The 13,401-nt window shown below is 72.1% G+C and carries 14 protein-coding genes and 1 pseudogene; 9 read left to right on the top strand and 6 right to left on the bottom strand.

The window, feature by feature from the left end; all coding sequences use genetic code 11:
- Positions 1-77: 77 nt before the first annotated feature.
- Together ACFV04_RS28690 and ACFV04_RS28685 are read right to left on the bottom strand one after the other, a co-directional pair.
- Entirely contained in the window at positions 78-623 is a 546-nt protein-coding gene (locus ACFV04_RS28690) for a hypothetical protein (protein WP_380533483.1), read from the bottom strand.
- A 103-nt stretch (positions 624-726) separates the two neighbouring features.
- The gene (locus ACFV04_RS28685; RefSeq protein WP_380347196.1) at positions 727-1,308 is read right to left on the bottom strand and encodes a MarR family winged helix-turn-helix transcriptional regulator; all 582 of its coding nucleotides are present in this window, start codon (positions 1,306-1,308) and stop codon (positions 727-729) included.
- A 156-nt stretch (positions 1,309-1,464) separates the two neighbouring features.
- Here ACFV04_RS28685 and ACFV04_RS28680 point away from each other — a divergent pair, with 156 nt between their 5' ends.
- The 4 genes from ACFV04_RS28680 to ACFV04_RS28665 all read left to right on the top strand — a co-directional run bounded on the left by ACFV04_RS28680 (position 1,465) and on the right by ACFV04_RS28665 (position 6,174).
- Positions 1,465-2,757, top strand: a complete 1,293-nt coding sequence (locus ACFV04_RS28680; protein ID WP_380533480.1) for an MFS transporter — start codon at positions 1,465-1,467, stop codon at positions 2,755-2,757.
- A 169-nt stretch (positions 2,758-2,926) separates the two neighbouring features.
- A complete protein-coding gene (locus ACFV04_RS28675) occupies positions 2,927-4,549 on the top strand; it encodes a dolichyl-phosphate-mannose--protein mannosyltransferase (protein ID WP_380533478.1) in 1,623 nt (540 codons plus the stop codon).
- Positions 4,549-5,328: an ABC transporter permease gene (locus tag ACFV04_RS28670; RefSeq protein ID WP_380347199.1), complete on the top strand. Its 780-nt coding sequence runs from the start codon at positions 4,549-4,551 to the stop codon at positions 5,326-5,328. Before ACFV04_RS28675 ends, ACFV04_RS28670 begins: the two co-directional genes overlap by 1 nt.
- 258 nt (positions 5,329-5,586) lie before the next feature.
- The gene (locus tag ACFV04_RS28665) at positions 5,587-6,174 is read left to right on the top strand and encodes a TMEM165/GDT1 family protein (RefSeq protein WP_360249494.1); all 588 of its coding nucleotides are present in this window, start codon (positions 5,587-5,589) and stop codon (positions 6,172-6,174) included.
- Between the two features lie 102 nt (positions 6,175-6,276).
- On the opposite strand, the gene ACFV04_RS28660 is transcribed toward ACFV04_RS28665, so the two are convergent.
- Positions 6,277-7,428, bottom strand: a complete 1,152-nt coding sequence (locus ACFV04_RS28660; RefSeq protein WP_380533476.1) for a hypothetical protein — start codon at positions 7,426-7,428, stop codon at positions 6,277-6,279.
- Positions 7,429-7,765: 337 nt separating this feature from the next.
- Here ACFV04_RS28660 and ACFV04_RS28655 point away from each other — a divergent pair, with 337 nt between their 5' ends.
- Both ACFV04_RS28655 and ACFV04_RS28650 read left to right on the top strand, forming a co-directional pair.
- Positions 7,766-9,841 (top strand): MFS transporter, encoded by a 2,076-nt coding sequence (locus ACFV04_RS28655; protein WP_380533474.1) that lies wholly within the window; start codon positions 7,766-7,768, stop codon positions 9,839-9,841.
- Positions 9,842-9,971: 130 nt separating this feature from the next.
- Positions 9,972-10,448 (top strand): CYTH domain-containing protein, encoded by a 477-nt coding sequence (locus tag ACFV04_RS28650; RefSeq protein WP_380347191.1) that lies wholly within the window; start codon positions 9,972-9,974, stop codon positions 10,446-10,448.
- 209 nt (positions 10,449-10,657) lie between these two features.
- Here the strand turns inward: ACFV04_RS28650 and ACFV04_RS28645 are convergent, their stop codons facing one another.
- The gene (locus ACFV04_RS28645; protein ID WP_380347189.1) at positions 10,658-11,149 is read right to left on the bottom strand and encodes a MarR family winged helix-turn-helix transcriptional regulator; all 492 of its coding nucleotides are present in this window, start codon (positions 11,147-11,149) and stop codon (positions 10,658-10,660) included.
- Positions 11,150-11,196: 47 nt separating this feature from the next.
- Here ACFV04_RS28645 and ACFV04_RS28640 point away from each other — a divergent pair, with 47 nt between their 5' ends.
- Both ACFV04_RS28640 and ACFV04_RS28635 read left to right on the top strand, forming a co-directional pair.
- A complete protein-coding gene (locus tag ACFV04_RS28640; RefSeq protein ID WP_380347187.1) occupies positions 11,197-11,607 on the top strand; it encodes a cupin domain-containing protein in 411 nt (136 codons plus the stop codon).
- 49 nt (positions 11,608-11,656) lie between these two features.
- On the top strand, positions 11,657-11,983 hold the full coding sequence (locus ACFV04_RS28635; RefSeq protein ID WP_380347186.1) for an antibiotic biosynthesis monooxygenase family protein: 327 nt from the start codon (positions 11,657-11,659) through the stop codon (positions 11,981-11,983).
- 386 nt (positions 11,984-12,369) lie between these two features.
- Here ACFV04_RS28635 and ACFV04_RS28630 read toward each other — a convergent pair whose 3' ends face one another.
- Positions 12,370-12,726 (bottom strand): hypothetical protein, encoded by a 357-nt coding sequence (locus tag ACFV04_RS28630; protein ID WP_380347184.1) that lies wholly within the window; start codon positions 12,724-12,726, stop codon positions 12,370-12,372.
- Between the two features lie 144 nt (positions 12,727-12,870).
- Here ACFV04_RS28630 and ACFV04_RS28625 point away from each other — a divergent pair.
- A pseudogene (locus ACFV04_RS28625) lies at positions 12,871-13,016 on the top strand (antibiotic biosynthesis monooxygenase family protein); the annotation flags it as partial.
- Here ACFV04_RS28625 and ACFV04_RS28620 read toward each other — a convergent pair.
- Positions 13,007-13,276 (bottom strand): hypothetical protein, encoded by a 270-nt coding sequence (locus ACFV04_RS28620; RefSeq protein WP_380347200.1) that lies wholly within the window; start codon positions 13,274-13,276, stop codon positions 13,007-13,009. The pseudogene ACFV04_RS28625 and the gene ACFV04_RS28620 sit on opposite strands and share 10 nt — an antisense overlap.
- Positions 13,277-13,401 lie beyond the last annotated feature (125 nt).

Raw genomic sequence — 13,401 nt, 5'->3', positions numbered from 1 at the left:
AGCCAGGGGGAGCACCCCCCGGCGGGCCGGACCTCCGTCGTTCCCGCGGGCCGGCGGGGCGTGTCCCGCCCGGCCGCTCAGACCTTGGCGTAGGCGACCGAGATCGAGGTCGACGAGCTGGTGATCACCAGGTTGTCCGCGCCGCGCTCGGCGAGGCCCGAGCCGCCCCCCGTGGAGGTGACCTCGAAGCCCGCGGCCTTGAGCGCCGCCTGGTACGTGTCGTAGTCACCGGCCGCGGCCTCGCAGGTGATGATGTAGGCGCCCGCCGCGCCGTTGACCAGGGTGATCTTCCCCGGGGGGAGCGGTATGTCGGCGGGCAGGTCGGCCGGCCGGGTCCTGCCGTTCTGGACCACTCCGGCGGGCGGGGTCGCGCCCGCCGGCGGGGTGGCGGCCGGGGTCGTGACCGGGGCGGCCGGGACGGAAGCCGGCTGCGAGGCGGTCGGGGAGGCCGCCGGGGCGGAGCCGGCCGGGGCCGTCGGGGAGGCCGCCGCGGTCGTGCTCGCGACGACGCTCGGGGCGGCGGCGGACGAGCCGTCGTCGTTGCAGGCGGTGAGCCCGAGCCCGGCCACGACGACGGTGGCGAGCAGGGCGGACGTGCGCTTGAGCGGCATGGTGTGAGCCAATCGTGTGACGGTGCCTCAGTGGTTCCCGGGCGCCACGCAGATTGGCATACGAAAGGCCGGAAGCCAACGGAAAATCCGTCGGTCCGGCCTTCCCTCCCGGCGTTCAGGCCGGGTCGGCGGTGCGTCCGGGCGCGTCCGGCCGGCTCTCCTCGATCCGCCGCAGCATCCGGGCCAGCAGGGCGGAGAGCGCGGTGCGCTCCTCACCCACGACGTCCTGGAGCAGCTCCTCCTCGAACACCGCCGCCATCCGCATCGACTCCAGCCACTTGTCGCGGCCGGTCTCGGTCAGCTCGATGATCACCCGCACCCGGTTGGACTCGTCCCGCTCCCGGGTGACCAGGCCGTCGCCCACCATCCGGTCGATCCGGTGCGTCATCGCCGCCGGAGTGAGTCCGAGCCGCTTGGCGAGCTCGCCCGGCCCGAGCCGGTAGGGGCTGCCGGAGACCACCAGGGCCTTGAGCACCTCCCACTCGGCGGAGGTGATCCCGAGCACAGTCAGCTGGCGGTCGTACGCGACGCCCATCCGGCGGGAGACCCGGTTGAGGGTCTGGACGATGGTCTCCACCTGGGGGTCGACGGTGGGGAACTCCCGCTGGTAGAGGGCTACTTGCTCGGCGATGCCGAACTCCAGGGGGGTGGCCGGGGCGGGCTTGTCGGCAGCCGGCGCCGGCTTGTCCGTAGTCATGCGGACCAGTGTCGCACGAGGGTGCACTCCTTAAGCCTTTGACTCGGCAGTCTTCCGGTGCTAAGACTTTATCTCGTCAAACTTTAGCTCTGAAATCTTCTGGACTTAAGAGTATCCAGTCGAACCTTGGAAGGGATGTGCACGGTGGCCGGCACGGTGAAGCAGCAGAGGCAGCAGCGACGTGGGGCGGGCAGCCCGCTGCGCCGCGTCCAGATCGGCAACGCGCTCAGCGCGTTCGGCAGCGGGTTCACGATGCCGTACATGTTCGTGTACGTGGACCAGGTGCGCGGGCTGGGCTCGCTGGCGGCCGGGATGGTGTTCACCGTCTTCGCGCTGGCGGCCCTCGCGGTCCTGCCGTTCACCGGGCGCGGCATCGACAAGTACGGTCCCCGGCCGGTGCTGCTGGCCGGGACGGCGCTCGCCGCCGCCGGTGCGTTCGCCTTCGGCCACGCCACCGGCACGCCGGCCCTGCTGGTCTCCTCCTTCCTGTTCGGCGCGGGTGTCACCACCTGCCAGCCGGCGCTCGCCACGATGATCGTCCGCTGCTCGACGGCGGCGACCCGTTCGCACGCCTTCGCGCTGCAGTTCACCCTGGTCAACCTGGGCATGGGCATCGGCGCGCTGGTCGGCGGGCAGATCGTCGACGTCGCCGACCCGGCCAGCCTGACCCGGCTGTTCACCATCGAGGCGGCGACCTTCCTCGGCCTGGCCCTGGTCACCGGCACCGCCCGGATGCCGCGGATCCGGCTGAGCGCCGTCCACCCGAAGAGCGAGGGCCCGACCGGCCTGCGCGCGCTGGTCGCCGACAAGGCGATGCTGCGGCTCTGCGTGCTCGCCGGCCTGATCTTCTTCACCTGCTACGGCCAGTTCGAGTCCGGTGTCGCGGCCTTCGCCACCGACACCGTCGGCACCCCGCCCTCCACCCTGGGCTTCGCGATCGGCGCCAACGCGCTGACCATCGTGGTGCTGCAGATGTTCATGGTGCGGATCACCGCGCGCCGCCGCCGCACCACCGCGATGGCCGCGGCCGGTCTGGTCTGGCTCGGTGCCTGGGCGATGGCCCTGGTGGCCGGCCTGATCCGGACCGAGACCATGGCCGCCACGGTCGCCATCGTCTCGATCTACGCCCTCTTCGGCGTCGGCGAGTCGCTGCTCGCGCCGACCATGGGCCCGATGGTCGCCGACCTCGCCCCGGCCCGACTGCTCGGCACCTACAACGCCGGGTACGCCCTGGTGAAGCAGATCGCGATCGCGGTCGGCCCGGCCGTCGGCGTGCTGCTGGTCGGTTCCGGCACCTGGCCGCTCTACCTGGCGGCGATGGCGGGCTCGACGGTGCTCGTCGTCGTCCTGGCGCTGCGGCTGCGCCCGCACCTCACGCCGGAGCAGGACAACGCCGCCCCGGCCGTGGTCCACGCCCTCCCGGTCCGGGAGCTGCAGACCGCCGCGTAGCGGAAGGGTACGCACGAGCGTTCGGAACGGGCGCCGACCAGGTCACCTGGTCGGCGCCCGTCGCGCTTGGCTTAGCGACCACCGCCACATAGTGTCAGTGGCTGTTGACCGCCCGGATCGGCCGCAGCGCCGGGGCCCGGGCAGAGCAGACAGGCGAATCGGCGAGGCAATGACGCAAGCGGCGCTCACGCACCCCCCGGTGGCCCCGGCCCCCGTCGACCCCGCACCGGCTTCGCGCGGCGGCCCGGTCCGCTGGGCGGCCGACCGCTCCGGCTGGCTCGGGCCGATCGGCGTCGCGCTCTTCGCGGGCCTGCTGCGGTTCTGGAACCTCGGCTACCCCAACGCCTTCGTCTTCGACGAGACGTACTACCCCAAGGACGCCTGGTCGCTGCTCCGGCAGGGCTACGAGGGCACCTGGCCGGACCACGCCAACGCCGACATCCTGGCCGTCCCGCAGTCCGTCCCGCTGACCTCCGCGCCCGAGTTCATCGCGCACCCGCCGCTCGGCAAATGGGTGATGGCGATCGGCGAGCAGCTGTTCGGCCTGCACCCCTTCGGCTGGCGGTTCATGACCGCCCTGCTCGGCACCGTCACCGTGCTGATGCTGGCCCGGATCGGCCGCCGGCTCTTCGGCTCCACCCTGATCGGCTGCACCGCCGCACTGCTGATGTCGGTGGACGGCCTGCAACTGGTGATGAGTCGGGTCGGGCTGCTCGACGGCATCCAGATGTTCTTCGTGCTCGGTTCCTTCGGCGCCCTGCTGATCGACCGCGACCACGCCCGCGCCCGGCTGGCGGCCGTGGCCGGGACCGGCGGTGACGCCGACCGGGTGGGGCTCGGGTGGCGTCCCTGGCGGATCACCGCCGGGGTGCTGATCGGTGCCGCCTGCGCGGTCAAGTGGAACGGCGCGCCGATCCTGGCCGCCTTCGGTGTCCTGACCGTGCTGTGGGACCAGGCCGGCCGCCGGGGCGCCGGAGCCCGCCGCCCCTGGCGGTCCATGCTGCGGCTGGACGCCGGACCGGCCCTCCTGGCCATGGTCGGCTCCGCCCTGGTGGTGTACGTCGGTGCCTGGGGCGGCTGGCTGCTCGACGGCGGGAACGGCGGCGGGTACGACCGGCACTGGGCGGACGGCCGCGCCGGGCTGTCCCCGGACAGCTTCCTGGGCGTCCCGCTGCCGCAGGTGTCGATGAGCTGGGTGCCCGCGCCGCTGCGCAGTCTGTGGCACTACCACTCGCAGATGTACGACTTCAACACCGGCCTGAGCACCCCGCACACCTACCAGTCCAACCCCTTCGCCTGGCTGGTCGACGGCCGCCCGGTCTCGATGTACTGGGAGCAGGTCCCCGTCGGCAGCCGCGGCTGCACCTCCTCCGGGGGCTGCGCGGCGCAGATCCTCGGCCTGGGCACGCCGTTCCTGTGGTGGGCGGCCTGCTTCGCGCTGATCTACCTGCTGTGGCGCTGGTTCTTCCGGCGGGACTGGCGCTCGGGCGCGGTGCTGTGCGCGGTGGCCGGGATCTACCTGCCCTGGTTCCGGTACCAGGAGCGGACGATCTTCTCCTTCTACATGGTCGTGCTGGTGCCGTTCCTGTGCCTGGCCGTCGCCCAGATGCTCGGGGCGATGCTCGGCCCGCCCGGCTGCAGCCGCGAGCGCCGCCGGATCGGCGCGATCGGCGCCGGGGCGGTCGTGCTGGCGATCGTCGGCTGCTTCGCCTTCTTCTACCCGCTGTACACGGCGGAGGTGATCCCGATGTCGTCCTGGCAGGACCGGATGTGGTTCACCAGCTGGATCTGATGGTCCTTGCGGCGTCCGGCGGCGGCCAGCTGCTGCCGGTCACCCCGGTGCTCGGGGTGGTCACCGCCGTGCTGTTGGCGGCCGCCGTCGTGGTGGCCGGCAAGGGCCTGCTCGGCCACGGGCACGCGGTGCTGCGGGCCGGGCTGCGGGCGGTGGTGCAGCTGGCGGCGGTCGCCGCCGTGATCACCTGGGTGGTCGGCTCGCTCTGGTGGTCCGCGCTGTTCGTGCTGGTGATGTTCTCGGTCGCGGTGCGCACCGCCGGGCGGCGGATGACCCCGGGGCCCGGCTGGGTCTGGGCGGCCGCGCCGATCGGGGCCGGGGTGCTGCCGGTGCTCACCCTGCTGCTGGCCGTCGGGCTGCTGCCGCCGAAGGGCCTGTCCGTCATCCCGGTCGCGGGCATCCTGATCGGTGGCGCGCTCAGCGCGACCTCGCTGGCCGGGCGACGCGCCCTGGACGAGCTGCGGCAGCGGCGCGGCGAGGTGGAGGCGGCGCTGGCGCTGGGCTTCGAGGAGCGCGAGGCACGGCTGGAGATCTGCCGGACGGCCGCTGCGACCTCGCTCGTCCCGGCCCTGGACCAGACCCGTACGGTCGGGCTGGTCACCCTGCCGGGGGCCTTCGTCGGGATGCTGCTCGGCGGGGCGTCGCCCGTCCAGGCGGGCGCGGTGCAGCTGTTCGTGCTGGTCGGGTTGCTGGCGGTGGAGTCGGTGGCGATCGTGGTGGTCCTGGAACTGGTCGGCCGGGGCCGGGTGGTGGCGGGGGCGCCGGGCGACGCCCGATGACGGCCGGGGTCGCGGGCCCGGGCGCCGACGGCGTCGGGGCGCCGGGCGGCGTCGGGTAGGCTGGGGGCGTTGAAGGGGAGTAGCCCTCCACCGGACCGTCGACATACTGGCCCCCAGGGGCCCGGCGCCCGGGGCACCGCTCGCAGAGCGTTGCCGGCGAGACCTTCGGCCGCAGTGCTGTGACCATGACCAGTGCTGTCGGGCCGAAGCGTCCCCTGGCGGAGCTGCGGAGGCCGGGCAGCCGGACCGAGGAATCCCTTGATGAGTTTCACCGTCGCCGTGTTGACCTTCGGCATCATCTTCCTGGCCGAACTGCCGGACAAGACCGCGCTGGCCAGCCTGGTGCTCGGTACCAAGTACCGCGCGAGCTACGTCTTCGCCGGCATCGCCGCCGCCTTCGCCCTCCAGGTGGGCATCGCGCTCGTCGCCGGGCACCTGCTGTCGCTGCTGCCGCACCGCTGGGTGGAGGGCGTCACCGGCCTGCTCTTCCTGGTCGGCGCGGCGATGCTGCTGTTCCACGGCGGCGGGGACGAGGACGAGCACGCGGCCAAGGAGCCGTCCTCGAACAGCTTCTGGAAGGTGGCCGGGGCCGGCTTCGTGGTCGTCGCTATCGCCGAGTTCGGCGACCTGACCCAGATCATGACCGCCAACCTGGCCGCCAAGTACGCCGATCCGCTGGCGGTGGGCCTCGGTTCCTGGCTGGCGCTCTGCGCGGTCGGCGGGATCGCCATCGTGGGTGGGCAGAAGCTGCTCAAGTACGTGCCGATGAAGCTGATCATCCGGGTGGCGGCGTCGATCATGGTGGTGCTGGCGGGCGTCAGCCTCTTCGGGGCGATCACCGGCTGACGGCGGCCCCGGCGGCCCTGGCCACCTCGGCCGGCCGAACCCCGGCCGGCCGACGGGCGGCGTCCGCTGACCGGCGGGCGCCGCCCTTCCGCGTGCCCGGGGTCAGCAGCCGGGATCGGCGGTGAGGACGGACTGGGTCTTGGGACCGTAGACGTTGTTCTCGCCCTTGATGTGGTTCTGGCGCTGGTAGTCGCCGAGCACCGACTGGGTCCAGTAGTCGAAGGTGCCGGTGACGATCGACTTGTCGACGAATCCGCATTCGGCCGTGTACAGGCGCTGCTGCATGTCCTTGACATCGGCCCCGGTCATCCCCAGCTTCAGCAGCCGCGGGGTGGGCGTCGGCGTCGGCGTGGGGGGCGGCGTCGGGGTGGGGGTCGGTGTCGGCGTCGGGGTGGGCGTGGGCGTCGGCGTGGGGGTCGGCGTCGGGGTGGCGGTCTTCGACGGCGTCGGCTTGCGGGTCGCCGTCGCCGACGGGCTCGGCGCCTCGCTGGTCGAGGCCGACGCGGTCGTCGTGGGCACCGCCGCCGGGGTCGGGTCCACCGGCGCGGGCGCCAGGGTGGTGGTCGGCAGGGGCTGCGCCTGCTTGGCGTCCGGCTCGGAGGGCGTCACGGCGTACGCGACGCCGATGGTGAGCGCCACCAGGGCGGCGCCGACCCCGACCAGCAGACCCTTGCGCTCGGTCAGCGGGCTCCCGGTGCCCTGCTCGGCCGCCCGGCGGGCGGCCCGGCCGCCGCCCGTCCCCGGCTCGGGCCCGGTCGGGGCGTTGTCGAAGGGGAAGAGGCCGATCTCGCCCCCGCCACCGTCCCCGGCCGGCGAGCGCGGCGGCGCGGCCGCGTACGCGCCGGGCCCGGAGGGCGGCACCGGCGGCAGCACCGTGGTGGCGTAGGCGTCGGCGTCCGGCCCCAGCGGGGGCTGCCCCGGGAGGACGGGCGGCAGCACCGTGGTCGCGTAGGCGTCCGCGTCCGGCCCGAGCGGCGGGGTGACCGGCGCGCCGGCGGCGAAGGGCGGCCCGGGGGCGAACGGCCCGCCGGGGGCGACCGGCGGCAGCACGGTGGTCGCGAACGGGTCCACCGTCGGCGCTTGCGCCGACGGCTCCTCGGCCACCTGGCCGGCGGTCTGCGAGACGTACGGGCGCACCAGCGGCGGGCCCTCGATGTGGGGGAGGACGGCCGTCTCGGTGAGGCTCGGGTCCGGGACGCAGCCGCACCCGGTCGAGCGTGCGGTGCCGCACGTCGGGCAGTGCTGGTCCGGCATCGGCCGGTCCTCCTCGGTTTCGGTCGGTCTCGCGGGCGGTCTCGACGGCTCCCGGGCGGGGCCCGGGGCGCACGATCGCGCCTGATTATGCAGGACGTCCCGGGGGCGGGACAGGGGCGTCCTGCCTCCGGCGGGGGTGTTGTGCCGGTTGGTGCCGGTTGGCTCCCCCGAGAACGCCCCGGACGCCGCCGATGTCCCCGATGCTTACGTTCGGCTCAACCCGGAGGAACAAAACTGGACGAATCTGCCAGCATGGTGAGCTGGGAGTGATCATCCGCACGGGGCCCGGCAGCCGGGGCCCGCGACCCTTCGGAGACGCCATGCCCACGGAGACGCCATGACGGATCCGCTCGCCGCGTCCGACCGGAGCCCGGCGAGCGAGCCCGGCCCGCCGACGGTCGCCGTCCACAACCTCTGGGTGCCGATCGGGGCCCTGCTGCTGGCGATGCTGCTCGCGGCCCTCGACCAGACCATCGTCTCCACCGCGCTGCCCACCATCGTCAGCGACCTCGGCGGCCTCGACCACCTGTCCTGGGTGGTCACCGCCTACCTGCTGGCCTCCACCGCCGCGACCCCGCTCTGGGGCAAGCTCGGCGACATGTACGGCCGGAAGCGCTTCTTCCAGGCCTCCATCGTGATCTTCCTGATCGGCTCGGTGCTGTGCGGCGTCGCGCAGAACATGGGGGAGCTGATCGCCTTCCGGGCACTCCAGGGCCTGGGCGGCGGCGGTTTGATGGTGCTCTCCCAGGCGATCGTCGGCGACCTCGTCCCGCCCCGCGACCGCGGCCGCTACCAGGGCCTGTTCGGCGCCGTGTTCGGCGTGACCAGCGTGCTCGGGCCGCTGCTCGGCGGGCTGTTCGTCGACCACCTCAGCTGGCGCTGGGTCTTCTACATCAACCTGCCGATCGGCATCGTCGCCCTGGTGGTGATCGCCGCGGTGCTGCACCCGACGGAGGCGCGGCGCGAGCACCGGATCGACTACCTCGGCACCGCACTGATCGCCGCCGTCGCCACCTGCCTGGTGCTGATGACCTCGCTCGGCGGCACCACCTGGGACTGGAACTCCTGGCAGATCACCGGCCTCGGCGTGCTCGGCATGGTGCTGCTGCTCGCCTTCGTCCTGGTCGAGCGGACGGCCGTCGAGCCGGTCCTGCCGCTGCGACTGTTCCGCTCACGGACCTTCAGCCTGGTCGCGGTGATCTCCTTCGTGATCGGCTTCGCGATGTTCGGCGCGCTCACCTACCTGCCGACCTTCCTCCAGGTGGTCATGCAGGTCTCGCCCACCATGTCCGGCATCCACATGCTGCCGATGGTGCTGGGCATGCTGGTCACCTCCATCGGCTCCGGCCAGATCGTCGCCCGCACCGGCCACTACCGGATCTTCCCGATCGCCGGGACCGCCGTGACGACGGTGGGACTGCTGCTGCTCTCCCGGCTGGACGAGCACAGCAGCACCACCGAGATGAGCTTCTACTTCCTGGTCTTCGGCCTCGGGCTGGGCCTGGTGATGCAGGTGCTGGTGCTGATCGTGCAGAACTCGGTCGGCTACGAGGACCTCGGCGTGGCCACCGCCGGCGTGACCTTCTTCCGGTCCATCGGGGCCTCCTTCGGCGTCTCCATCTTCGGCACGGTCTTCGCGAGCGGACTGCGCGACCGGCTCGCCGACGTCCTGGCGGGCGTGCCACTGCCGCCCGGGTTCCGGCCCGAGGCCATCACCACCGACCCGCGGGTCATCCCGCAGCTGCCCGCCCCCGTCCAGGAGGGGATCTACCACGCCTACGCGGAGTCGATCACCCGCGTCTTCCTGTACGCGGTGCCCGTCGCGGTGGTCGCCTTCGTGCTGTCGCTGTTCCTGCGGGAGCAGCCACTGCGCTCCACCGTCACCGCGCCCGACCTGAGCGAGTCCATCGGGCTCAACCCGGTGGAGCGCAGCTCCCTGGACGAGATCGCCCGCGCGCTCTCGGTGCTGAGCACCCGCGAGGCCCGTCGCGACCTCTTCCGGCGGATCACCGCCACCGCCGGACTGGACCTGCTGCCCGCCTCCAGCTGGCTGCTCCTGCAGATGCACCAGCACGGCTCGGTCGAACCGGCGGAACTGGCCGAGCGGCGGATCGTGCCGATCGCCGTCGTCGAGGACGCCGTCCGGGAGGTGGAGGGCCGGGGGCTGGCCGCGCGGAACGGGGGGCTGCCCCTGCGGCTCACCGAACCGGGGGAGGAGGCCGCACTGCGACTGGTCGCCGCCCGGCGCGCCCAACTCGCCGACCTGCTGGGCGACTGGGACGAGAAGCAGTACACCGACCTCGCCGAACTGCTGACCAGGCTCAGCTCCACGCTCTGCGCCGACCTGCGGGACAAGCCCGACCCGGTCGGGCCGGAGCCGCCGTACCGGGGCGGCGAGGGGCGGTCGTTCTGAGGCGGCGAGGGGCGGTCGTTCTGAGGCGTCCGGGCCGGTGGGAGCGGCAGGGCGCGACCGGGTGACGTATCGTCGCCTACCGGCCCCGGCCGCGTCGGCCGCCGGGGGAACTCCGTCGAGAGGGTGCGGCATGCCGCTCGAAATCGAGCGCAAGTTCCGGCTGGACGCCTTCGAACCGCCGGAGACGGCGGTGCGGCAGCACATCGACCAGGGCTACATCGCGATCAAGGACGACGGGACCGAGGTGCGGCTGCGCCGGATCGGCGGCAGCCACGTCCTCGGCGTCAAGCGCGGCAAGGCGGGGGCCTCCGCCGTCCGCGTCGAGGTGGAGCGCGAGCTCGGCGAGGAGGAGTTCACCGAGCTCTGGCCGGCCACCGAGGGCGCCCGGCTGCTCAAGGACCGGTACACCTTCGACTCGGCCGGCGTCACCGTCGAGGTCGACGTCTACCAGGGGGAGTTGGCGGGCCTGCTGACCGCCGAGGTCGAGTTCGGCTCGGTCGCCGAGGCCGAGGCCTTCACCCCGCCGGACTGGTTCGGCGCCGAGATCACCGGTGTCGCGGCGTACAAGAACCAGACCCTCGCGACGCGGGGACTCCCGCAGGCCTGACGTCTCGGCGGCCCGGGCGGGACCCCGAGGGCAGCCGGCCTGGCCGGGCCGCCCGTCCGCCGGACTCGAAGCTGCTCGACCCGACCACCGTGGTCGGCGTCCCGACCGCGCTCACCGCGAAGCTGCCGACCGTCGGCCAGTGGCCGCGCGCACCCGTGCCACCCCATCCTCCTGCGGCGGGGTGGCACGCGTGCGTCCGCGTCGTTCCCTCACGGCGAGCCGAACCAGCGCGGGGTGTCGAGGCGGAACGGGTCGCCGGGGGCGAGCCGGCGCAGGCCGTCCTCCACCTGGCGCAGCTGCTCCTCGCCGAGGGTGGCGGACCACTCGGCGCGCAGTTCGTCGAAGATCCGGGCCGAGCGGACCAGGCAGTCCACGCCCCGGTCGGTGAGCCGGACCACCTTGCGGCGGGCGTCGGCCGGGTCGCTGCCGCGCTCGACGTAGCCGAGCTGCTCCAGCTGTTCGACGGTCTTGCCGGCGGCCTGCTTGGAGACGCCGAGGCTGCGGCCGAGTTCGACGGCGGTGGTGCCGTGCGGGCCGATCGCCTGGAAGACGAAGCCGTGCATCGGGCGCAGGTCCGGGTGTCCTTCCCGGGCGATGCGCTCGTGCAGTTCGTCGATGATCGTCCGGAAGGCGAGGAGCAGGCGCAGCGGCAGTTCGAAGCCGGGCGGGGCCGGTTCACTTGACACGATAGACAACCTCATTGACCATATAGACAACTTGATTGTCCATCTTAGGGGGTTCCACCACCATGTCCGTGATCCGCCGCTCCGACGCCCGCCGGTCCGAGACCCCGAACGCCGAGATGACCACCTTCGCCTCGCCCACCCAGGGCTCCGCCACCCTCGCGATGTGGCAGGTCGACATGCGGGCCGGCACCCAGGGCCCGCTCCACGCCATGGACGCCGAGCAGATCTGGACCTTCCTCGACGGCTCCGCCGCCGTCGAACTGGCCGGGGAGAAGCACGAACTCGCCACCGGCGACACCCTCGTCCTGCCCGCCGACACCGCCCGCCGCATCACCACCGCCGAGGGCTTCACCGCCGTCGTCGCCTCCACCTCCCCCTCCCGCGCCTACAACCCCGACGCCATCACCCCCGAAGGCGCCTGTGACATGGCCCCGCGCGACGCCGAGCGGGTCCTCCCGGCCTGGATCGCCTGACCGGCCGGTCGCCCGCCGCCCGTCCTGTTCTGTGCGGCAGGATGGAGCCATGAGCGTAGTCAAGATCAACGTACTGACCGTTCCCGCCGAGCAGCGCGAGGTGCTGGAGAAGCGCTTCGCCTCCCGCGCCGGTTCGGTCGAGGGCTCCGACGGCTTCGAGTGGTTCGAGCTGCTCCGCCCGGTCGAGGGCACCGACAACTACCTCGTCTACACGCGCTGGCGTGACGAGGAGTCCTTCCAGGCCTGGATGGAGGGCCCCATGAAGTCGGCCCACCAGAACGGCGGTGAGGGCGAGGCCCCCAAGCGCCCCGCGGCCTCCGGCTCCACCCTCTGGTCCTTCGACGTCGTCCAGTCGACCGGCCCTAAGAACGCCTGAGTCTGCCTGGTCGCTGTTCCTTCTCTTCCTTCGGGCCCTTCCCCTGACGGGGCGGGGCCCGAAGTGCTTGCTCGGCCGCCAGCGATGAGGGAGAGGTGAGTGGCGGCCGACCGGGACTGGTTGTCGAGGAGGACGGGAAGTGCATCCGATCTGGCGGTGAATATTGGCCAAGGCGGCGGCTACCGAGAGTCACCAGGACGGTGGGTGGCGTGAGCGCTAGCATGAAAGGTGAACATGGACCGGATGAGGTTCGCGCAGTGGGCGGACTCCTCCCCCACCGGCTCTCTCGGCTGATCCAGCATGGGTGCGGTCGCAATGGCGACAGCTTGGCCGTCCGGCGCTGTAGAGCGGCAATGAAATTGCGAATCAGGCGGCGCACCTTCCCGTCAGGCGCGTTGCGCATGTTGACTGATGAGCGGCCAGGCGGCACTGGAACCTCTGGAGAATTCATGAAGACGAAGCCGAAGGTCGGACCAATTCACCACGCCGCCTTTTTCGATGACATCAAGGCCGTATTTGACAGGTATCCTGATGTCGCCATGAACTACTCGATCCACTACATCGGCGGCCTGGTTGAAGTCATGAAAGTCGACTTCGACCGCCAGGTCGCGGTGTCGAACGTTCAGGGCAATGAGATTGTCACCAGGTTCGTTGATCGGGCGATCGATCCCACCGATCCCATCGATCCAATTCCTGACATCACTACAGATCCGGGGTGCTGTCAATGGAAGCTGAGCGGTCACGAATGGAGGTGCGTCTTCCTTTGTACTCTGCCACCTCCTGGATAGCGAGTGAATTCCAGTGCGGGGTGGACGCCGATCGCCGAATGCGGTGTACCCCGGAGCGCGAGTCGCCAGGTCTTCGGCCATGGCGCAAAGATGCATCCGGAGATGCGCTGCCCGGTCGAGGGCGCCGACAACTACCTCGTCTACACGCGCTGGCGTGACGAGGAGTCCTTCCAGGCCTGGATAGGGAGGGCCCGACGCACGCCCCGGGCGCCCGCGGTGGGTGCGGGGCGTGCGGCTACCGGCCCGTGGGGTGCAGGCCCAGGCTGCTCAGCAGCATTCCGACGACGGCCGTGCCCGTGACCGTCATGACGAGTCCGCCCCAGACCTTCGGGAAGATCCGCTGGAAGGCGGGTGACCGGCCGATCCAGCCGCGGGGCGTGACCTTGCGTCTGAAGACCAGCAGGCCGAGGGTGAAGAGTCCGCAGACCAGGGCCAGGGCGAGCCAGTGCCCCGGGTTGCTCGGATCGATCTGCTCGCCCTGCCCGGCCAAGTCGACATGCCTCACGGTGACCCCCTGGATGTGGACCGTGTCCACCCTGGACCGTACGTACGCCGGTCCATCCCGTCAACCGGCTCCCGGGGGCTCAACTCGCCTTCACCGGAAGGGGCTTCGGGTCCCGTCCGGCTGAT

Source organism: Kitasatospora sp. NPDC059599, assembly GCF_042735125.1.
Classification (GTDB): Bacteria; Actinomycetota; Actinomycetes; order Streptomycetales; family Streptomycetaceae; genus Kitasatospora.
The sequence above is the reverse complement of the archived record's forward strand: the minus strand, read 5'-3'. Positions and strand labels throughout refer to the sequence as shown.